The sequence below is a fragment of the Stenotrophomonas sp. CFBP 13724 genome (assembly GCF_014841975.1).
Classification (GTDB): Bacteria; Pseudomonadota; Gammaproteobacteria; order Xanthomonadales; family Xanthomonadaceae; genus Stenotrophomonas; species Stenotrophomonas lacuserhaii.
Genome location: NZ_JACYUW010000001.1, coordinates 589,026 through 609,346 on the forward strand (window position 1 = coordinate 589,026; position 20,321 = coordinate 609,346).

The following is a 20,321-nucleotide window of genomic DNA, read 5'->3' on the forward strand; positions in this document are numbered from 1 at the left end:
TTCGCACACCCCCAACGCAGTGGCGACGGCCCATCGCGCGCGCCCGGGTCGCCGGGGCGACCGGCTATACTGTCTGCCTCATTGTCCCCCGTTCCAGACAGGTTGCATCGCATGTTCGAGTCCCTGACCCAGCGCCTTTCCGGCACCATCGAGCGCCTGCGCGGCCGCGGCCGCCTGACCGAGGAAAACATCCGCGACGCGACCCGCGAAGTGCGCATCGCGCTGCTGGAAGCCGACGTCGCCCTGCCGGTGGTGCAGGCGCTGATCGAGCGCATCAAGGAGCGCGCGGTCGGCCAGGAAGTGCTGAAGTCGCTGACCCCCGGCCAGGCCCTGATCAAGGTGGTCCGCGATGAGCTGACCAACGTGATGGGCGCTGAAGCCAGCGACCTGAACCTCAATGTGCCGGCACCGGCAATCATCCTGATGGCCGGCCTGCAGGGTGCGGGCAAGACCACTACGGTAGGCAAGCTTGCCAAGCACCTGAAGGAAAAGCGCAAGAAGAAGGTGATGGTGGTGTCGGCCGACGTCTACCGTCCGGCCGCGATCGAGCAGCTGAAGACCCTGGCCGAGCAGGTAGGCGTGCTGTTCTTCGCCTCCAGCGCCGACCAGAAGCCGGAAGCCATCGTGCGCGCAGCGATCGATGATGCGCGCAAGTCCTTCGTGGACGTGCTGATCGTCGATACCGCCGGCCGCCTGGCCATCGACGAAGCAATGATGGCCGAGATCAAGGCCCTGCACGCTGCGGTCAATCCGGCCGAAACCCTGTTCGTGGTCGACGCGATGACCGGCCAGGATGCGGCCAACACCGCCAAGGCCTTCGGCGATGCGCTGCCGCTGACCGGCGTGGTGCTGACCAAGACCGACGGTGACGCCCGTGGCGGTGCCGCGCTGAGCGTGCGCTACATCACCGGCAAGCCGATCAAGTTCGTCGGCGTCAGCGAAAAGCCGGACGGCCTGGATGTGTTCCACCCGGACCGGATCGCCAGCCGCATCCTGGACATGGGCGACGTGCTGTCGCTGGTGGAGCAGGTCGAGCAGCAGGTCGACAAGGACAAGGCGCAGAAGCTGGCCGAGAAGGTCGCCAAGGGCAAGAAGTTCGATCTGAACGACATGCGCGACCAGCTGGAGCAGATGCAGAACATGGGCGGCATCGGCGGGCTGATGGACAAGCTGCCGGGCCTGGGGCAGATCCCCGAGCACCTCAAGGCGCAGGTCAGCCAGGGCAAGGAAGTGCCGCGCATGATCGCCATCATCAGCTCGATGACCAAGAAGGAACGGCGTAATCCGGGCCTGCTCAACGGTTCGCGTCGTGCCCGCATCGCGCGCGGTTCGGGCACCCAGCCGGCCGACGTCAACAAGCTGATGAAGCAGTACATGCAGATGGAAAAGATGATGAGCAAGATGGCCGGCGGCGGCATGAAGGGCATGATGCGCAGCATGAAGGGCATGATGGGCGCCATGGGCGGCCGCGGCCTGCCGTTCCGCTGATACCGGATTGCCCCGCACGGACTCCTTCGAAGAGGGTCGATGCATGCGTGATGATGGAATTGCTGGCCGGGTAGAACGCTTCTGCCAGCGCTTCAACCTGCAGATGCCGGTCCTGCTGGCGCCGATGGCCGGTGCCTGTCCGGTGCCGCTGTCGGCGGCGCTGGCAACCGCCGGCAGCATGGGCGCGATGGGTGCGGTGCTCTCCCCCGCGGCCGATATCGGTCGCTGGATGGATGAGTTCCGTCGCCGCAGCAGCGGCCCGGCGCAGGTGAATCTGTGGATTCCCGATGCGCCTGCGCTGCGCGATGTGCAGGCCGAAGCGGCGACCCGCGCGCTGCTGGCGCAGTGGGGGCCGGAGGTGCCGGCCAGTGCCGGCGACGCCGGTCCGGCGGACTTCGATGATCAGTTCACCGCCGTGCTCGCCGCACGACCGGCCGTGCTGTCCACCATCATGGGCGTGCTCGAGGACCGCCACGTACAGCAGCTCAAGCAGGCCGGTATTGCCTGGATTGCCTGTGCCACCACATTGGCCGAAGGGCGCGCGGCGCAGGCCGCCGGTGCCGATGCGGTGGTGGCGCAGGGCTTCGAAGCCGGCGGACACCGCGGTGCGTTTGATCCGGCGCAGGCCGAGCGCCAGCTGGTGGGCCTGTTCTCGCTGCTGCCGCGCCTGGTCGACCATCTGGATATTCCGGTGATTGCCGCAGGCGGCATCGCCGACGGCCGTGGCATCGCCGCGGCACTGACCCTGGGTGCCAGCGCGGTGCAGATCGGTACCGCGTTCCTGCGCACGCCGGAGGCGGCGATCGCGCCGGCATGGGCCGATGCGCTGGCCGCCACGGAACCGGAAGACACCTGGCCCACCCGTGCCTTCAGTGGCCGGCTGGGACGCGGGCTGGCCACGGATTATGTACGTGCGGCGGGCGAAGCCGATGCGCCGCCGCCGCGGCCCTATCCGGTGCAACGCGGGCTGACCGCGGCGATGCGTGCGCAGGCGGCACGTGACAACGCCCTGGCTTCGATGCAGGCCTGGGCAGGGCAATCGGCGTGGATGGCGCGCGCCGAACCAGCCGCTGCGCTGCTTCAACGCTGGTGGCAGGACGCGCAGGCGCGCCTGTGAGCGCAGCCACCGGCACCGCGCTGTTCTGCAATGGCGAGCAGGCCGATGCGGCGACGTTGCGCGCGGCCCTGGTCAACTACGGCCACTTCACTTCGCTGCAGGTGCGCGGCAATGCGGTGCAGGGGCTGGATCTGCACCTGCAGCGATTGGCCCATGCAACCCAGGTGCTGTTCGGCAGCGTGCTGGATGAGGGCCAGGTGCAGCGATGGATGGCGCAGGCGCTGCAGCATGCCGGAGTGGCCGACGCATCGCTGCGGGTGACGGTGTTTTCCCGTGCTTTTGATTTCCGCGCTCCCCTCGCCACGGTAGCCGTGGACGTGCTGGTGGCGGTGTCCGCGCCGGTACGGCTGAGCGCGCCGCGCGCCGTGTGCAGCGTGCGCTATCAACGCGAATTGCCGGCGCTCAAGCACGTCGGCACCTTCGGTCTGTTCCAGCAGCGACGCGAGGCGATGGCCGCCGGCTTCGACGATGCGCTGTTCCTGAACGAGGAGGGTCTGGTCAGCGAAGGCAGCACCTGGAACCTGGCCCTGCACGATGGGCAGCAGCTGGTATGGCCCCAGGCCCCGGCGCTGCGCGGCACCGCCGAGACCCTGTTGCGGCAACACTGGAATGGGCCGCAGGTGGCAAAGCCGGTGGGCGTGGCAGAACTGGACGAGGTGCAGGCCGCGTTTGCCTGCAACGCCAGCGGCATCTGGCCGCTGGTGGCGATCGATGGCCGCGCGCTGGCCGGATCGGAGGCGCTGGCCGGGCAGGGCAGGGCAGTGATGGCCGCGGTGCCGTGGCAGCCGTTGCAGGCGTGAAGGTCGCAAACCCAGGCTGGGGTTGGCTTGGGCCGAACCTGCCGCTATAATCGTCGGCTTACCGCGCCATCCTGGCGACTGGGTTACATAGGAAAATACACCATGGTCAAGATTCGACTGACCCGCGGCGGCGCCAAGAAGCGTCCGTTCTACCACATCATCGTGACCGACGTCCGTAGCGCCCGCGACGGCCGCAACATCGAGCGCGTCGGTTTCTACAACCCGGTTGCACAGGGTGGCGAGAAGCGCATCGAGCTGGACCTGGCCCGCGTTGACCATTGGGTCAAGAACGGCGCCCAGCCGACCGACAAGGTCCGCAACCTGATCAAGGAAGCGTCCAAGTCCCAGGCCGCTGCGGCCTGATCTTGAAGGGCCGCGCCCGTCGCGGCCCATCTGGCATACGCAGATGAAAGATATCGAGCGCCGGATCCTGCTGGGCAGGGTTGCCGGCGCTTTTGGTGTGCGCGGCGAACTTAAGCTCGAGTCCTGGACCGAGCCGCGTTCTGCCATCTTCAATTACCAGCCGTGGATCGTGGTCAGCCCTTCGGGGCAGGAATCCACCGTTTCCGGCGTCCGCGGCCGCGATACCGGCAAGCACCTGATCGCCCGGTTCCCCGACGTGGATGACCGCGACGTGGTCGAGGCCATGCGCGGTACCGAGGTCTACGTGGCCCGCAGTTCGCTGCCGCCGCCGAAGCCGGACGAGTACTACTGGGTCGACCTGGAAGGCCTGGACGTCAAGACCGTCGAGGCGGTATCGCTGGGCCAGGTGTCGCACCTGTTCTCCACCGGTTCCAACGACGTGCTGGTCACCCGCGGCGACCGTGAGCGGATGATCCCGTTCGTGCAGCCGGAGTTCGTCAAATCCGTGGACTTCGATGCCAATCTGGTCATCGTCGACTGGGATCCGGACTTCTGATGCGCTTTGACGTCATCACCCTGTTCCCGGAATTCCTTGCCCAGTCCGCCGGACTGGGCGTGGTCGGCCGGGCGCAGGAAAAAGCGTTGTTCAGCCTGCACGGCTGGAACCCGCGTGATTACGCCGAAGGCAACTATCGTCGCGTGGACGACCGTCCGTTCGGCGGTGGGCCGGGCATGGTGATGCTGATCGAACCGCTGCAGGCCTGCCTGTCCGCGGTGCGCGCGGCGGACCCGACCCCGGCGCCGGTGATCTACCTGAGTCCGCAGGGACGCCCGTTGACCCAGGCCAAGGTGCGTGAACTGGCGGCATTGCCGCGCATGATCCTGCTCTGCGGCCGTTACGAGGGGATCGACGAGCGGTTCCTGGCCAGCGAAGTCGACGAGGAGATTTCCCTCGGCGATTACGTGCTGTCCGGCGGCGAACTGGGGGCGGCGGTGATCATCGACGCCGTGGCCAGGTTGCAGGAGGGCGCGTTGAATGACGCCGAATCCGCCGCCCAGGACAGCTTCGAAGGTGAACTGGGGCTGCTCGATTGCCCGCATTTCAGCCAGCCGGCCCAGCATCCGCTGGGCGACGTCCCGGATGTGCTGCGCTCGGGCAACCATGCCGCCATCGCCGCCTGGCGCAGGCAGCAGTCGCTGCTGCGGACCTGGCAGCGGCGGCCCGAATTACTGGACGAGTCCACGTTGAACAAGGCCGACCGCAAGCTGCTGGCACAGGGCCGGGACGCATTGGAAAGCGACAAGAACCCCTAGCAAGGACGGCCCGTATTGGGCTATGATTGCGAATTACCATCGCCCGTACTGGTCGATGTGCTCCATACATAACAAACGTGCGGCACAGTCCAGTGACCGCATGAGCCCACGCTGTCGAATGACACGCCCACCCGAACATATGAATCGGTGTAACCCATGAGCAAGCTGAACAAAACCATTCTCGCGGACTTCGAAGCCGCCCAGATCACCCGCGAACTGCCGAAGTTCAGCCAGGGCGACACCATCGTCGTGAACGTGAAGGTGAAAGAAGGCAACCGTGAGCGCGTCCAGGCCTACGAAGGCGTTGTGATCGCGACCAAGAACGGCGGCCTGAACTCGGCCTTCACCGTGCGCAAGATCTCGCACGGCTACGGCGTCGAGCGCGTCTTCCAGACCCACAGCGCCATCATCGACTCGGTCGAAGTGAAGCGTCGTGGTAAGGTCCGCGCCGGCAAGCTGTACTACCTGCGTGGCTTGGAAGGCAAGGCTGCCCGCATCAAGGAAGATCTGGCTGCTGCTGCGCAGGCCAAGGTCGCGCGCCTGGCTGCCAAGGCTGCCCAGTAATACCTGCCGACAACTCCGGTTGTCGCCGCAACGGCCGCCTTCGGGCGGCCGTTTGCGTTTGGGTCCGCGCAGCGGCTATGTTCCGGGCATGAATACGTCTACTCCCCCGATTTCCGAGCGCTATCCACCGCAGGTGCGCCGCGCGCTGCAGCAGCTGGACGCCGCTGGCGTGAAGCGCTCGATGTCCGCGCCACCGCTGTACCGCCTTTTCTGGCGGCTGGGCTGGGGCGTGGCGCCGCCGATCCTGACCGGCTTCGCCACCAATGTGCTGACCACCGGCGCGTGGTTCGGCATCGGCTGGGGCACGGTGATGTGGCTGATGCTGTGGCGCAGTAGCGGCATGACCGGGCTGGGGATGGTGACCACGGCCGTCCTGGCCGGCCTGGCCTTCGGCGTGTTGATGGCGGTGATGCTGCGCTATCAGCGGCAGCGCTTGGGCCTGCCGCTGTGGAAAGACATCGCGCCCTGAGGCAAGGTCCATGACACACCCGGTAGCGCCGACGCATGGCCGGCGAGCGCAGCGGGCCCTGCGCGGAGAGATTCCGCCGAGCATGGCTCGGCGCTACCGGGAACAGGGTAGCGCCGACCCATGGTCGGCGAGCGCAGCGGGCCCTGCGCGGGCGGCCTCAGCGCGGTGGCGCGGCGGGCGACGCGGCCGCAGGGGCGGCGATTTCCAACGCAGCATCCGGGTCGGCTACCGGCGAAGGCGGACTGGCCGGGACTTCGGCCGGCGTGCCGTGCGCGGGGCTGTCCAGCATCCGGGCCTTGCGCCATCCGCCCCAGCGGTAATAGGCCAGCGACAGCAGCATCGACACCAGTGAGCTGGCCGGGAAACTCCACCAGATCGCGTCCACGCCCAGGTACGGCTGCAGCAGTTCGGCGAAGGGCACCCGCACACCCCACAGCGACCCGGCCAGGATCAGCAGCGGCGCCAGCACCGCGCCGGTGGAGCGCACCACGCCGGAGATCACGAAGCTGACGCCGAAGAACAGGAACGACCACACCGCGATGTGGTTGAGGTGCCGTGCCGCCTGCAGCGCCTGGCTGCCATCGGGCAGGAACAGTGCCAGCGTGTAGCGGTCAAGCAGGATCAACGGGGCGATCAGCACGCCCGTCATCAGGAAATTGAACAGCACGCCCTGGCGCGCGGTGGCACGTACGCGTCCCCACAGCTGCGCACCGACATTCTGCGCCGCCATCGACGAGCACGCCGCACCGATCGCCATCGCCGGCATCTGCACGTAGGTCCACAGCTGCAGCGATGCGCCGTAGGCCGCAGCGGTATCGGTGCCGTACTGGTTGACCATGGTCATCAGCATGATCATCGACAGCGAGATCAGTACCATCTGCAGGCCCATCGGCACGCCCTTCACCACCAGCGCTTTCAGGATCGGCAGGTCCACTTTGAACAGCGCCATGTCCCTGCGCCCCAGCCACAGCACGTGGCGCTTGTGGCGCATGTACAGCAGCAGCGCAACCAACGACAGCGTCTGCGCGATCAGCGTGGCCCACGCCGCACCGGCAATGCCCAGCTCCGGCAGCGGCCCGAGGCCGAAGATCAGCAGCGGGTTGAACACGATGTCCAGCGCGACGGAAACCAGCAGGAAGCGGAAAGGCGTACGCGAATCGCCCGCGCCGCGCATCGCCGCGCTGAGGAAGGCGAACGCGTACAACGTCGGCATCGCCAGGAAGATGACCTTCAGGTAGGCCTCGGCCAGCGGCAGCGAGGCCGCCGGCGTGCCCATCGCCGCCAGCAGGGGATGCGCCAGGAACCAGCCGGCCACGGCGATCACCACCGACAAGCCGATGAAGAACGTGGCGCTGGTCCCCATCACCCGGCGTGCCTGGCCGATGTCCTTGGCGCCCATCGCCTGGCCGATCAGGATGGTCGAGGCCATCCCGATGCCGAACACCGAGCCGATCAGGAAGAACATGATGTTGTTGGCGTTGGCCGTCGCGGTCAGTGCCGCTTCGCCGAGGAACCGCCCGACCCAGACCGCATTCACCGAGCCATTCAGCGACTGCGCGATGTTGCCCGCCAGGATCGGCAGGGAGAACAGCAGCAGGTTGCGCCCGATGGGGCCGGAAGTGAGGTCGAGCGGCGCTTTTGCCATGGGTTGGAGATCGAACGGGCGTGCGCGCACACTAGCATTTGGCGGGTCTGCGGGATGTGCCGGTGAATCATTCACCGAGGGGCACAGCAGGTAGCAGGAGGAAGCTTGATTGCCGCAGGGACGGCCGCATGTCCTGAGCAGCATCTCCTTGAACGAGCCCGCGGAGCAACCCCTGTCGATGACCGAGCTTTCCCTGCCGCAGCCCAGCGTCCGCCTGGATATCTGGTTGTGGGCGGCACGATTCTTCAAGACCCGCAGCCTGGCCAAACAGGCCGTTGAAACCGGAAAGGTGACCGTAGCTGGCCAGCGGCCGAAGTCCTCGCGCGCGGTGCGGGTCGGCGAGCAGCTGACCATCGAGCGCGGCGAAGAGCAGTTCGAAATCGCGGTGGCCGCGTTGAGCGACCAGCGCGGTCCGGCGCCGGTGGCCCAGCAACTGTATGCGGAAACAGACGCATCCAAGGCACGCCGTGCAGAGCAGCGTGCAGTGCGGATCGCGGCGCGTGATGGCTACAAGGCGCCGGAGCACAAGCCGGACAAGCGGGCGCGAAAGCTGATCCGCGCGTTGGGGGACCTGGACGCGCTTTGAGTGTGGGGTGGAAGGCGGTGACGACCAACGGTCGTCACCCACCCGGGTCAGGGACTGCGACTTCAGCCGTGCAGGTCGTAGCGATCCAGCTCCATCACCCGCGTCCAAGCGGCGACGAAGTCCTGCACGAACTTCTTCTGGCCATCGGCACTGGCATACACCTCGGCCACCGCGCGCAGCACCGAGTTCGATCCGAACACCAGGTCCGCACGGCTGGCGGTCCAGCGCGTGCCACCGCCGTCGCGGCTGCTGCCTTCGTAGCCATCGCCGGCGGCCTTCCACTGCGTGCCCATGTCCAGCAGGTTGACGAAGAAGTCGTTGCTCAGCGTGCCGACACGATCGGTCAGCACGCCGTCCTTGCCGCCGTCCACGTTGGCGCCCAGCACGCGCAGGCCGCCGACCAGTGCGGTCAATTCCGGTGCGGTCAGGGTCAGCTGCTGGGCCTTGTCGATCAGCAGCGCTTCGGCGGGGACGCTGTAGCGGCCCTTGAGGTAGTTGCGGAAGCCATCGGCTGCCGGCTCCATCACCGCGAAGGATTCCACATCGGTCTGTTCCTGGCTGGCATCGGTACGGCCTGGAGTGAACGGCACGCTGATGTCATGGCCACCGGCCTTTGCCGCCTGCTCGATGCCCACGCCACCGGCCAGCACGATCAGGTCAGCCAGTGAAACCTGGGCGCCACCGGCACCGTTGAAGTCGGCCTGCACTTTCTCCAGCGCGGCCAGCACCTTGGCCAGCTGCTGCGGCTGGTTGACCGCCCAGTCCTTCTGCGGGGCCAGGCGCACGCGTGCCCCATTGGCGCCACCGCGCTTGTCTCCGCCACGGAAGGTCGACGCCGATGCCCACGCGGTGGACACCAGTTCGGCCACGTCCAGCCCGCTGGCGGCGATCTTCTGCTTCAGCGCGGCCACGTCCCTGGCGTCCACCAATGGGTGCGTGGGTTCGGGCACCGGATCCTGCCAGATGAAGGTTTCGGCCGGGATTTCCGGGCCCAGGTAACGGGCACGCGGGCCCATGTCGCGATGCGTCAGCTTGAACCAGGCGCGCGCGAAGGCATCGGCGAAGGCCTGCGGATCGGCCAGGAAGCGGCGCGAGATCTTTTCGTAGGCCGGATCGAAACGCAGCGACAGATCGGTGGTCAGCATGGTCGGACGGTGCTTCTTCGACGCATCGTGTGCATCGGGAATCACCGCCTCGGCATCCTTGGCCACCCACTGGTGGGCACCGGCGGGACTCTTGGTCAGTTCCCACTCGTGCTTGAACAGCAGCTCGAAGAAGTCGTGGCTCCACTGCGCCGGGGTGCGCGTCCAGGTGACTTCCAGGCCGCTGGTGATGGTGTCCCCGCCCTTGCCGCTGCCGAAGCGGTTGCTCCAGCCCAGGCCTTGGCGTTCCAGTCCATCGGCCTCGGGTTCCGGCCCGACATTGTCGGCCGGGCCTGCACCGTGGGTCTTGCCGAAGCTGTGGCCACCGGCGATCAGCGCAACGGTTTCCTCATCGTCCATCGCCATGCGACCGAACGTATCGCGGATGTCGAAAGCGGCCAGCAACGGATCGGGGTTGCCGTCCGGGCCTTCGGGGTTCACGTAGATCAGGCCCATCTGCACGGCGGCCAGCGGGTTTTCCAGCTTGCGCGAATGCACGTCGCCGTCGGCGTCGTCATCGGATACCAGCACGCCGCCGGCCTTCTCCACGCCCTCCGAACCGTGCTTGTAGCGTTCGTCGCCGCCGAGCCAAGTGGTCTCGCGGCCCCAGTACACGTCCTGGTCGGGTTCCCAGGTATCCGGGCGACCGCCAGCAAAGCCGAGTGTCTTGAAGCCCATCGATTCCAGCGCGACATTGCCGGTGAGGATCAGCAGGTCCGACCAGGAAACAGCCTGCCCGTACTTCTGTTTGATCGGCCACAACAGGCGTCGTGCCTTGTCCAGGCTGACATTGTCCGGCCAGCTGTTGAGCGGGGCGAAGCGTTGCTGCCCACGGCCGCCACCGCCGCGACCATCGCCGATGCGATAGGTGCCCGCACTGTGCCAGGCCATGCGCACGAACAGGCCACCGTAGTGCCCGAAGTCGGCCGGCCACCAGTCCTGCGAGTCGGTCATCAACGCTTTCAGGTCATTCTTCAGCGCCTGGTAGTCCAGGCCTTTGAACGCGGCGGCGTAGTCGAACTGCGGATCCAGCGGATTGGAGCGCGAGGAATGCTGGTTGAGCAGGTCCACGCGCAGTTGCTTGGGCCACCAGTCCCGGTTGGTGGTGCCTTCACCGGTGACGGCGTGGTTGAACGGGCACTTCGCTTCGCTATTCATGGGTCTCTACCTGTGTACTGGCGAATGTTTAATAGGGAACGTGAATCGAGGTTCCCCTCCACGGTAAGCACCGGGCGCGGGAACGTACATTCGATTCGCTCAACCTCATCAATAGTAAGAAGCTATGAACTAGGAGCGATTGGACAGTCGTGCCCAATCAGGGGCGCTTGCCGAGCAGTCCACCGCCGATTTTCAGGACATCACCGAGGCCAAACTGCCCATCGCCGTCCTGATCGAGCAGTGCGCCGAGGCCACCGCCGGCCATGCCTGATGACTGTGCTTCCTGTCCGAGAGCCTGGCTGAGCTGGCCGGCGTTGCCCTGTTGGGCAAATTTCTGGGCGAGGAACGACATCACGATCGGGGCAAGCAGGGCCAGCAGCTGGCCGGACCTGCTGCTGTCCAGCCCGGTCTTCTGGCCCAGCAGCTGCGCGGCCTGCGGACTCTGGCTGCCGAATACATGACCCAGGATGCCGGCCCCATTGGTGGCCTGGCCGCCGGCCCCGCCGAGCACCGCACCCAGCAGGCCGCCGAGGTCGAAACCGCCTGCGCCGCTGGCGGCGGCCGGGCGGGTTCCGAGGTGATCACGCTGCAGTGCATTGAGCAGCGACTGCGCACCCTGGGGATTGCTGGCGTTGTTGCCCAGGGCGCCCAGCAGCAGCGGCAGCGCGGACTGGATTGCCTGGCTGGCCTGGTTGCTGTCCACGCCGAGGGTCTGGGACACCTGCTGCAGGGCCGGACCCTGCTGCAGCTGCTGGAGGAGGGAGCTGGTGAGCGACTGCGTGTTCATGGCGGAACTCCTGCGGCTCGGTGTGGGTGCGACTCGGGTGTCGAACCCGCCGAGCATAACGCCGCCTGCACGAAAGCGATGCGAAGGCTTCACGGTGTGCCCTGGGGCACACCAGCAGCAGGCGGTGCCGCCATCGCGACAGTGCGCTCCCCTATCTCCAGCAGCAGGCGGTCGAAATCGGGCAGCAGGGTGCGGTTGCCGTGCCCACTCAGGTGATCCTGGTCGAAGAACAGAGGCTGGTCGCCATCCATTGCCGCGCAGCGCTGTGGCGTGCACAGCAAAGGCATGGGATCCCAGACGTGCAGCGCCGGATAGCGCGCCGACAGACGTTCCAGCATCGCCATCTGCGGCGCGCGCAGGGCCTCCATCTCCGCACGCGGCACGCTGAGTCCCCCGGCGCAGGCCGGGTTCATCCGGTTGAAGGCATCGGAGCATCGGTAGGCAGCTGACCGGAACACCGGCATCGGTGCATCGATGATCACCTGCACGTTGAGCGCCTGCAATCGCTGCAGCACGGCATCGGCGTCGCGCTCGGCCGCAGCGGTATCTTCCGCACGGCGCTCGCCGCGCAGGGCAGCGAAGCCCGCTGCTTCGCCATCGCTCCAGTCCGCGTCGCGCAGTTCCTGCATGCGCAGCGAGGCCAGCAGTACGATGTCTCCGGGCCGCGCCTCATCCTCGATCTTCTGCAGGACGCGATCCAGGTAGGGCGCGCAGTCGACGCTGCTGGCCCGCAACAGGTTGACGATGCTGCAACCCCCGCGCTCTTCAATGTGTAGCTCAAGGTCGAACTGTCGCGCCGCAATCGTCACCATGTTGCGATAGGCCGCCGCGTGCGAATCCCCAGCGACGAACAGACGGCGGCCCGCAAGTGCAGGTGCATCGATCGGCTCGACCGGCATCCAGGCGGGTTGCCGTTGTGCCCTCCAGGTGTAGCCATCGCGCGTGGCGCTCAACGACAGGCTGTCGGTGTACTGGAGGATGGTCCATGCACCTGCGGTGGAAACGCCCAGCCCGGCCATGGCGCAGAGCAGCACTTTGCCGGGGTGCCAGCGGCGACCAGCGTGAGCATTGCGCAGAGGGCATTCCACCCAGTGATACGACGCGCTGGCCAGGGCCAGCAGCATGACGGGATAGGCCCACAAGGCGATGCCCTGCATGCCGTAGGTCCAGCGCAGCAGGACCAGCAACGGCCAGTGCCACAGATACAGCGAATACGACAACCTTCCCAGGTACACCAGCGGCGCCCATTGCAGGCCGCGCAGAAGGACATGCGGGCGTGCCGCGCCGTTGGCCGATGCCGCAGCGCCAAGCAGCATCACCGTGCCGACGACGGTGGCGATGGCGCCGGGGAACGGCACCGGCTGATCACCGGCGAACAGGAACCCGACCACCACCAGCAGCAGTCCCGGCACCGCCCAGCCTTGCCAATGCGGCGCCAGCGTGCGGGTGGCGATGTACTGGTACAGCAGCGCGCCAGCGGCCAGTTCCCACAGGCGTGCTGGCAACAGATAGAACGCGCTGGTGGGCGCGGCCTTGGTCTGCCAGGCGGCCAACAGCAGCGATGCCAACGCCAGCAGCGGCAGGATCCCGTTTACCCATGGCCGCGATTGCCGTGCCCGCAGCCAGACCAGGAACAGCAGCGGAAACAGCAGGTAGAACTGTTCCTCCACGCCCAGTGTCCAGGTATGCAGGAACGGATTGAGGTCTGCACCCGGAGAGAAGTAGTCCCCCTGCTGCCACGCCAGCACGAAGTTGGCGACCCCGAACAGCGCGCCCAGTCCGGTCTGGTCGAACTGCTCGTTACGCCACGCACGCGGCATCAGCAGGGCTGACAGCAGGAAGGTTGCCAGCAGCACCAGCAGCAGGGCGGGCAGCAGGCGGAGGACCCGGCGACGGTAGAAGTCCAGCAGGTAGGGGACGGCACGGGCGTGCGGACGCGATTCCAGCGACTGGCTTATGACGAAGCCGGACACTACGAAGAAAAGGTCCACGCCACTGAAGCCCCCGGGCAGCAGGGATGAATCGACATGGAAGATGACCACCGCAAGTACGGCGATGGCACGCATGCCATCGATGGCGTTGTCATGGCGCGGTTTGGGATAGGACATGGACGAACCTGTGGCGGGCAAGGCCACAGGATCGAAAGCTGCGCGGTGGCGGACAAGCAGCAGATGCGACACGCATGATTGCTGTTTGGCCAGCGTTGGGCCCGCCCCGGTAGCGCCGACCCATGGTCGGCGAGCGCAGCGGGCCGTCCAGAATCAGATGAGCGCTTTCAACCGATACAGTGCTTCCAACGCCTGCCGCGGCGTCAGTTCATCCGGGTCCACCGCCGCCAAGGCATCCAGTGCGGCGGTGTTGTGGGCGGCAAACAATCCAAACTGCTGCGGCGCATCCAGCGCCTGCGGCGCAACGGCCGCCGACTGGGTTTCACCGCCGCGCTGTTCCAGTTCGGCCAGCCGGCGTCGTGCCTGCGCCACCGTTGCCCGCGGCAGCCCGGCCAGCGCGGCTACCTGCAGGCCGAAGCTGCGGTTGGCCGGGCCATCCTTCACTGCATGCATGAAGACCAGCCGCTCGCCGCCGTTCTGGTCGGTGTGTTCCACCGCGTCCAGATGCACGTTGGCGATGCCGCTGCGGCCGCCTTCGTGCTGTTCGCCGGCCAGTGCGGTCAGCTCGAAATAGTGCGTGGCGAACAACGTGTAACAGCGGTTCTGCCACGCGAGATGGCGCGCCACCGCATCGGCCAGCGCCAGGCCGTCGTAGGTCGACGTACCGCGACCGATTTCATCCATCAGTACCAGCGAATGCGCAGTGGCGTGGTGCAGGATGTAGCTGGTCTCGGCCATTTCCACCATGAACGTAGACTGCCCGCGCGCCAGGTCGTCGCCGGCGCCGATGCGGGTCAGGATGCGGTCGATCGGCCCGATCACCGCACGGCTGGCGGGCACGAAGCTGCCGATATGGGCCAGCAGCACGATCAACGCGTTCTGTCGCATATACGTGGACTTGCCGCCCATGTTGGGGCCGGTGATCACCAGCATGCGGCGTTCCGGGTGCAGGTCCAGGTCGTTGGGTTCGAACGGCTGGTCGCGCACCGCTTCCACCACGGGGTGGCGGCCGCGTTCGATCTTCAGGCAGGGCGCGGTGTCCAGCTCCGGCCGCGACCAGTCCAGCGCCTGCGCGCGTTCGGCGAAGCCTGCCAGCACATCCAGCTCGCTCAGCGCGCCGGCGCACTGCTTCAGCGGCTCCAGGCAGTCACCCAGGGTGTCCAGCAGTTGCTCGTAAAGCTGCTTTTCGCGCGACAGGGAGCGGTCGCGCGCGGAAAGCACCTTGTCTTCAAAGCTCTTCAGTTCTTCGGTGATGTAGCGCTCGGCATTGGTCAGTGTCTGGCGGCGGGTGTAGTGCACCGGCGCGCGGTCGGACTGGCCTTTGCTGATTTCGATGTAATAGCCGTGGACGCGGTTGTAGCCGACCTTCAGCGTGGCGATGCCGCTGCTCTCGCGTTCGCGCTGTTCCAGGTCGATCAGGAACTGGTCGGCATGCGTGGACAGCCGGCGCAGTTCATCCAGTTCTTCATCGAAGCCATCGGCCAGTACACCGCCGTCGCTGAGTTTGAGCGGCGGCATGTCGGCGATGGCGCTGGCCAGCAGGCGCGCGCAGTCGTCATGCTCGCCGAGCAGCTGGTTCAACGCCTGCAGGCGCGGCGAATCCAGCGGGGCAAGCACCTCGCGCACCGACGGCAGCAGCCCCAGGCCATCGCGCAGTGTGGAAAAATCGCGGGGGCGCGCCGAACGCAGCGCCACGCGGGTCAGGATGCGTTCCAGGTCGCCCAGGCGCCGGAACTGTTCGCGGATATCCGCATCCGCGCCGCGGTCGATCAGGGTTTCCACGGCATGGTGGCGCTGTATCAGCACCTCGCGCAGGCGCAACGGCCGGTGCAGCCAGCGCCGCAGCAGGCGCCCGCCCATCGGGGTGACGGTGCTGTCCAGCACGCCGAGCAGCGTGTTGCGGGTATCCCCATCGACGCGGGTATCCAACTCCAGATGGCGGCGCGTGGCGGCATTCATCGCGATCGCTTCGCCCGCGTTTTCCATCGCGATGGACGTCAGGTGCGGCAGGCGCTGCTTCTGGGTTTCTTCGACGTAGCCCAGCAGCGCACCGGCGGCACCGGTGGCACGTGGTTTGTCATCGATGCCGAAACCACTGAGGTCATGCAGCTTGAAGAACGCGAGCAGCTGGCGGCGGCCACTGTCGGCGTCGAACAGCCACGGCGCACGCAGGCGCACGCCCTTGCGCTGGCGCAGGAATTCCGGCCAGTTTTCTTCGTCGGGAACCAGCAGTTCGGCCGGCTCCAACCGTGCCAGTTCGGCTTCCAGCGCATCATCGGTGTCGACTTCATTGACCAGGAAGCGCCCGCCGGCCAGGTCTGCCCACGCCAGTCCATAGCCGGACCTGCTGCGCGAGAGCGCCATCAGCAGGGTGTCGCGGCGCTCGTCCAGCAGGGCTTCGTCGGTGACGGTGCCGGGGGTGACGATGCGCACCACCTTGCGTTCCACCAGCCCCTTGGCCAGGGCGGGGTCGCCGATCTGTTCACAGATCGCCACCGATTCGCCCAGAGCCACCAGCCGGGCCAGGTAGCCTTCATAGGCATGCACGGGAACACCGGCCATCGGGATCGGGGCACCGCCGGAGCTGCCACGCTGGGTCAGGGTGATGTCCAGCAGCCGCGCGGCCTTGCGTGCGTCGTCATAGAACAGCTCGTAGAAATCGCCCATGCGGAAGAACAGCAGCAGGTCCGGGAACTCGGACTTGGCGGCGAAGAACTGCTTCATGAGCGGGGTGTGCTCTGGCGCACTTCCGGATTTCTGCTGCTTTTCAATTTTTGACATATCAATCAATGCTTTAAGTAATCTGTTTGGCAGCAACTGCGGACGAGTAGGGGCATCTGTTCCCGTCTTCGGACAAGCGCCTGTAGCGCCAACGTAGCGCCCTAGGATAACGTCCAGCGAAACAGGGTCCACCCGGAGCTACACGATGAATAACAAGGCCTCTTGACGTCTGGCGCTCACGGCGACCATGGTCAAAGAGCAGCTGTCTTTCACGCGCGTGCCGGAGGTCAACGCCGAGGGCAAGATCGCCAAGTTTGCCCCGAATACGGATCAGAAGCGCTATGTGGTGTTCGACAGCACCGAAACGCGCCGCTTGGCTCTGGTGTGGCGGTGAACAAAACCGGGATGAGCTACATCCTGCAGCGGCGCATCGGACCCGGTGTGCTCAAAGCGACCTTGGGGAACTGACGGGACATTACGCTTGCCAAGGCCCGTGAAGACGCCAGGGTTGCTCTGGCTTCCATGCAAGCCAGTGGCAGGACGCCCGCCCAGGCCAAGCAAATCGACAAGGACGAGATCCGGGTTAGCCTCATGACGGTAGAGGCGTGCTTTGCGCCCTGTCGCCGTCACCTGATCGAGCGGGCAAGGCCCGCCAAGGACAGCAGCCTTCGGGGGCTGGAATAAGCCGAGAAGCGGCTCGGCCGGGCTGAGGCGGATCTGTTGGATTGTCCTATCGGTGACTTGGTCAACGAGCAGCGGACTTTGGACGCGTTTGACGAAATCGCCAAGGGCAAGCGCCACCTGGCCGAGGGCACCAAGCGCGCGAATGCCACAACCACGGCGTCTGACAAGCCAACCGTCACCACCGCAGAACTGACTTTCCGTTGGGCCAGTCGCGCGGTGGGCTACTGCATGGATCGGGAAAAGCGCATTGCGGTGAATGCGATTCTTGGTCGAGCTTGGCGCGTGGATGATCGTGGCATCCATGATCGTGCCCGCACGTAGGCTCAGGCACTGATGCTGCAGGTGTGCGTAGACCGCCTCAGGCATCTTGGCGGCCAGCCCGTGCGTCTCCAGCAACCGGGGGAAGTTGAGGACCGTAGTCTCATCAGGATGCGCTCCAGGCTGTTGATACCGGCGAACCGGCGCATCCCCGCCGTGTCGTACAACGCTTCTTCCATCGGCGGATCGCTCAACGCGTACCACTGCTGCAGGAAATGGATGCGCAGCATGGTTGCCAGTGGACACGGCTGACGGCCGCGGCGGCCTGCAACCGGATAGTGCGGCTCGATCAGTGCCAGCAGTCGCTTCCAAGGCACCACCGGGTCCATGTCGTTGAGGAACAGCTCGCGGCGCGTCTTCTTGCGCTGGGCCAGGCCTTCGACGTCACCGAATGTCAGCCGCATGGAGGGGCCTTCAACGTTATCTGATGGAACTCAATCTTGCCGGCCAGCGGCCGGCACTACCATCGGATTTCGTGCAGATTTGTTCAGACCACCCTTGGAAGGAGTTTTGCTGGAAATGCAGAAGATCAATGTTGAGTTTGATGTTCCCGTGCTGATGAGAGACGGCACTATCCTAAGGGCAAACGTATCAACCCCGGCCGGTGATGGGCCCTATCCCGTCTTGGTCGAGCGCACCCCCTATGACAAGAATGCCCCGCTCGCGATGGGCTTCGAGGTTCTCGATGCGGCGCGCGCCGGCTATATCGTCGTTCGGTTGGACACTCGTGGCAGCGGGTCTTCGGACGGAGAGTGGTTGCCGTGGAAATACGAGCGAGAGGACGGCTACGACACTGTTGAATGGGCGTCATCGCTGCCGAAGAGTAACGGCAAAGTCGGCATGTTCGGTGGCAGCTACAACGGCAGCACCCAGTGGAGTTCGGCCATCGCTCGCGCACCTGGTCTGGCAGCGATCGCGCCGATGGTGACGTGGGCGGATCCGGAGGATGGGCTGCTGTTCCGTGGCGGGGCCACCGAGCTTGGCATTAACGCCTTCTGGAGTATTGGAATGGCGCTGAGTCACTTCCACAAGGTCTATCCCCCGGACGAGGCGTCCGCAAAGGCGAAAGCGGCATTTCCGCATTACGCCGGCCTCAATGAGAGCATCTGGGCACTGCCTTCCGCCGCGCAACCTTACTTCGTGGAACTGGGTATGCCGGACCTCGGCGTTGCACGCGCGTTCGAGGACCGATCGACAACGGACGACTCCCGGGTGGCCGGCCGCTACGACCAAATCATCGTGCCTTCACTCAATTTCGCGGGCTGGTACGACGTGTTCCAACAGGGTGCGCTGGACAATTACAGTGCGATGCGCGCACGCGGCGTCGTGACTCGACTCATCGTTGGGCCTTGGATGCACACTTCAACGATTTCCGCTGTCAGTAAGGGAGAGGTTGGTGAGGTCAACTTCGGCCCGTTGTCGCTCATGCCGGGCGGTGAACCAATCTCAAAGCTGCACTTCGATTGGTACGATCACTGGCTCAAGGGGTCTCCTGCGACCAGCGCACACGCCTCGGGCGTGCTGATTTTCGTCATGGGGACGAACGAATGGAGAGTCGAACCAGACTGGCCGCTTGCGCGAGCGATCACCACGCCCCTCTATCTGGCGCCCGATTCGACACTGCGCTGGGAGCTGCCAGAACAAGAAGGCGGGGAGTCGAAATACGTCTACGACCCGGCCAACCCGGTGATCACACGCGGCGGTAACCTGTTCATGGATGCCGACTACCCCGCCGGGCCATTTGACCAGCGAGAGGTCGAGGGCCGTGACGACGTGCTGGTGTTCACGACGGAAGCGTTTGAGCGGAATACGGAGATCACCGGGCGAATCAGGGCAACTTTGTTTGCGGTCACCGACGGCCCCTCGACTGACTGGGTCGTTCGACTGTGTGAGGTCGACAACGCCGGTGTTTCCCGCAACATCGTCGACGGCATCACGCGAGTTCGCAGCGAGCCGGGCAGGGTGGATGAGGTCGGTATCGATCTCTGGTCGACGTCGATTTTGATCAAAGCAGGGCACCGTCTTCGAGTGCACGTCACTTCAAGCAACTTCCCGCGCTGGGGCCGGAATTTGAACACTGGCGAAAGAGAGGACAGGGGAGTCGCCATGCGTATCGCCAAGCAGCGAATTCTGCACGACAGCCGTCACCCATCCCGGGTGGACCTGCCAATCATTCCAGGTTGAACGCTGGGAGGCGCTTGTAGGCTTGACAGCTTGGAGGCGGCCCAGGAAGGGCTTGGAATTTTCCCCAAGAACGGTGAGCGGCGATCGTTGCCCTCAACCGGGAACTCAACCCCCCTCGCGCTGAACTGCGCGGGGGAATGACGGTGGATTGCTTTTGGGTCTACCTATAGGTAGGATGGCATCCTCGCTTACGGTGATGCCGCTATGTTTGCCCAGCTTTCCCCCAAAAGTGCCGAGATCGTCGCGCACACACGGACGCTGCTTGAATCTGGCGGCTACAACAGCTTCAGCTATGCCGATATATCGGCGTTGGTGCAGATCAGCAAGGCGAGCATCCACCATCATTTTCCCAGCAAGGTGGATCTGGTGCGTGAGGTGGTGGCGCGCTATCGGGCCGAGGCATCTGAAGGGCTGGGACTGCTGGAACGGCAACTGGCCGATCCCCTCAAGGAACTGACCGCCTACGCGGATTACTGGTCAAGCTGCATCCGGGGAGGCAAGTCGTCCTTCTGCATTGCCGCGATGCTGGCAGCGGAGTTGCCGACCATTCCTCTGGAGGTCGCCAGCGAGGTGCGTGGCCATTTCGCAGATCTTGCGGCATGGCTTGCATCCACCCTGGAGCGTGGGGTGGCGAGCGGGCAGTTCCACCTGACGCAGAGTCCTGCGCTTGAAGCCCAGGTTTTCATGTCCTCGGTATACGGGGCCATGCTGGCCGCGCGAGGGCTTGATGATCCGGACGCATTTGAATCCGTGGTGCGGGCATCCATCGGTCGTCTTACGAGTGGCCACTGAGCCCCGTGTAAGTCGCTGCTCCGCCAGGTAAACGGACCACCGCATTCGTACAGGCCGCTTCGGCATGGTCATGCGGCCTAT

General features: G+C 65.6%; 18 protein-coding genes and 1 pseudogene. 13 read left to right on the plus strand and 6 right to left on the minus strand.

Annotated elements, in window-relative coordinates; all coding sequences use genetic code 11:
* Nucleotides 1-111: 111 nt before the first annotated feature.
* From ffh to IFT63_RS02550, 8 genes are all read left to right on the plus strand, one after another.
* Complete coding sequence (gene ffh / locus IFT63_RS02515) at nt 112-1,488, plus strand: signal recognition particle protein (RefSeq protein ID WP_192083157.1); 1,377 nt, start codon at nt 112-114, stop codon at nt 1,486-1,488.
* A gap of 43 nt (nt 1,489-1,531) precedes the next feature.
* Nucleotides 1,532-2,605 carry a nitronate monooxygenase gene (locus IFT63_RS02520; RefSeq protein ID WP_192083158.1) on the plus strand — a complete coding sequence of 358 codons (1,074 nt, stop codon included), beginning with the start codon at nt 1,532-1,534 and terminating at the stop codon, nt 2,603-2,605.
* A 20-nt stretch (nt 2,606-2,625) separates the two neighbouring features.
* Entirely contained in the window at nt 2,626-3,405 is a 780-nt protein-coding gene (locus IFT63_RS02525) for an aminotransferase class IV family protein (RefSeq protein ID WP_192084112.1), read from the plus strand.
* Nucleotides 3,406-3,507: 102 nt separating this feature from the next.
* Nucleotides 3,508-3,768, plus strand: a complete 261-nt coding sequence (rpsP, locus tag IFT63_RS02530) for a 30S ribosomal protein S16 (RefSeq protein ID WP_042612633.1) — start codon at nt 3,508-3,510, stop codon at nt 3,766-3,768.
* A 43-nt stretch (nt 3,769-3,811) separates the two neighbouring features.
* Complete coding sequence (gene rimM, locus IFT63_RS02535) at nt 3,812-4,324, plus strand: ribosome maturation factor RimM (RefSeq protein ID WP_192083159.1); 513 nt, start codon at nt 3,812-3,814, stop codon at nt 4,322-4,324.
* Complete coding sequence (gene trmD, locus IFT63_RS02540) at nt 4,324-5,082, plus strand: tRNA (guanosine(37)-N1)-methyltransferase TrmD (RefSeq protein ID WP_192083160.1); 759 nt, start codon at nt 4,324-4,326, stop codon at nt 5,080-5,082. Before rimM ends, trmD begins: the two co-directional genes overlap by 1 nt.
* A 156-nt stretch (nt 5,083-5,238) precedes the next feature.
* Entirely contained in the window at nt 5,239-5,646 is a 408-nt protein-coding gene (rplS, locus tag IFT63_RS02545; protein WP_042612636.1) for a 50S ribosomal protein L19, read from the plus strand.
* Nucleotides 5,647-5,734: 88 nt separating this feature from the next.
* Nucleotides 5,735-6,115: a DUF6404 family protein gene (locus IFT63_RS02550; RefSeq protein WP_042612637.1), complete on the plus strand. Its 381-nt coding sequence runs from the start codon at nt 5,735-5,737 to the stop codon at nt 6,113-6,115.
* Nucleotides 6,116-6,272: 157 nt separating this feature from the next.
* Here IFT63_RS02550 and IFT63_RS02555 read toward each other — a convergent pair whose 3' ends face one another.
* Nucleotides 6,273-7,760: an MATE family efflux transporter gene (locus tag IFT63_RS02555; RefSeq protein WP_192083161.1), complete on the minus strand. Its 1,488-nt coding sequence runs from the start codon at nt 7,758-7,760 to the stop codon at nt 6,273-6,275.
* Nucleotides 7,761-7,938: 178 nt separating this feature from the next.
* On the opposite strand from IFT63_RS02555, the gene IFT63_RS02560 reads away from it, so the two are divergent.
* Nucleotides 7,939-8,346: an RNA-binding S4 domain-containing protein gene (locus tag IFT63_RS02560; protein WP_192083162.1), complete on the plus strand. Its 408-nt coding sequence runs from the start codon at nt 7,939-7,941 to the stop codon at nt 8,344-8,346.
* Between the two features lie 62 nt (nt 8,347-8,408).
* On the opposite strand, the gene katG is transcribed toward IFT63_RS02560, so the two are convergent.
* The 4 genes from katG to mutS form a co-directional block, all read right to left on the minus strand.
* Entirely contained in the window at nt 8,409-10,646 is a 2,238-nt protein-coding gene (gene katG / locus IFT63_RS02565; protein ID WP_192083163.1) for a catalase/peroxidase HPI, read from the minus strand.
* A gap of 157 nt (nt 10,647-10,803) precedes the next feature.
* Nucleotides 10,804-11,433 (minus strand): DUF937 domain-containing protein, encoded by a 630-nt coding sequence (locus IFT63_RS02570; protein WP_192083164.1) that lies wholly within the window; start codon nt 11,431-11,433, stop codon nt 10,804-10,806.
* An 89-nt stretch (nt 11,434-11,522) separates the two neighbouring features.
* Entirely contained in the window at nt 11,523-13,541 is a 2,019-nt protein-coding gene (locus IFT63_RS02575) for an acyltransferase family protein (protein ID WP_192083165.1), read from the minus strand.
* A 153-nt stretch (nt 13,542-13,694) separates the two neighbouring features.
* Nucleotides 13,695-16,265 (minus strand): DNA mismatch repair protein MutS, encoded by a 2,571-nt coding sequence (gene mutS, locus IFT63_RS02580; protein ID WP_249404320.1) that lies wholly within the window; start codon nt 16,263-16,265, stop codon nt 13,695-13,697.
* Nucleotides 16,266-16,509: 244 nt separating this feature from the next.
* Between mutS and IFT63_RS02585 the strand changes: the two genes are divergently transcribed.
* Nucleotides 16,510-16,656, plus strand: a complete 147-nt coding sequence (locus IFT63_RS02585; protein WP_192084208.1) for a hypothetical protein — start codon at nt 16,510-16,512, stop codon at nt 16,654-16,656.
* Between the two features lie 326 nt (nt 16,657-16,982).
* Nucleotides 16,983-17,267 (plus strand): hypothetical protein, encoded by a 285-nt coding sequence (locus IFT63_RS02590; RefSeq protein WP_192084209.1) that lies wholly within the window; start codon nt 16,983-16,985, stop codon nt 17,265-17,267.
* Here the strand turns inward: IFT63_RS02590 and IFT63_RS02595 are convergent.
* Nucleotides 17,205-17,668, minus strand: a pseudogene (locus IFT63_RS02595) (transposase); the annotation flags it as partial. The gene IFT63_RS02590 and the pseudogene IFT63_RS02595 overlap by 63 nt on opposite strands.
* Nucleotides 17,669-17,783: 115 nt before the next feature.
* Between IFT63_RS02595 and IFT63_RS02600 the strand changes: the two are divergent.
* A complete protein-coding gene (locus IFT63_RS02600; protein ID WP_192083167.1) occupies nt 17,784-19,448 on the plus strand; it encodes a CocE/NonD family hydrolase in 1,665 nt (554 codons plus the stop codon).
* 204 nt (nt 19,449-19,652) lie between these two features.
* Nucleotides 19,653-20,240 carry a TetR/AcrR family transcriptional regulator gene (locus IFT63_RS02605; RefSeq protein ID WP_042612644.1) on the plus strand — a complete coding sequence of 196 codons (588 nt, stop codon included), beginning with the start codon at nt 19,653-19,655 and terminating at the stop codon, nt 20,238-20,240.
* The last annotated feature ends 81 nt before the right edge of the window (nt 20,241-20,321 follow it).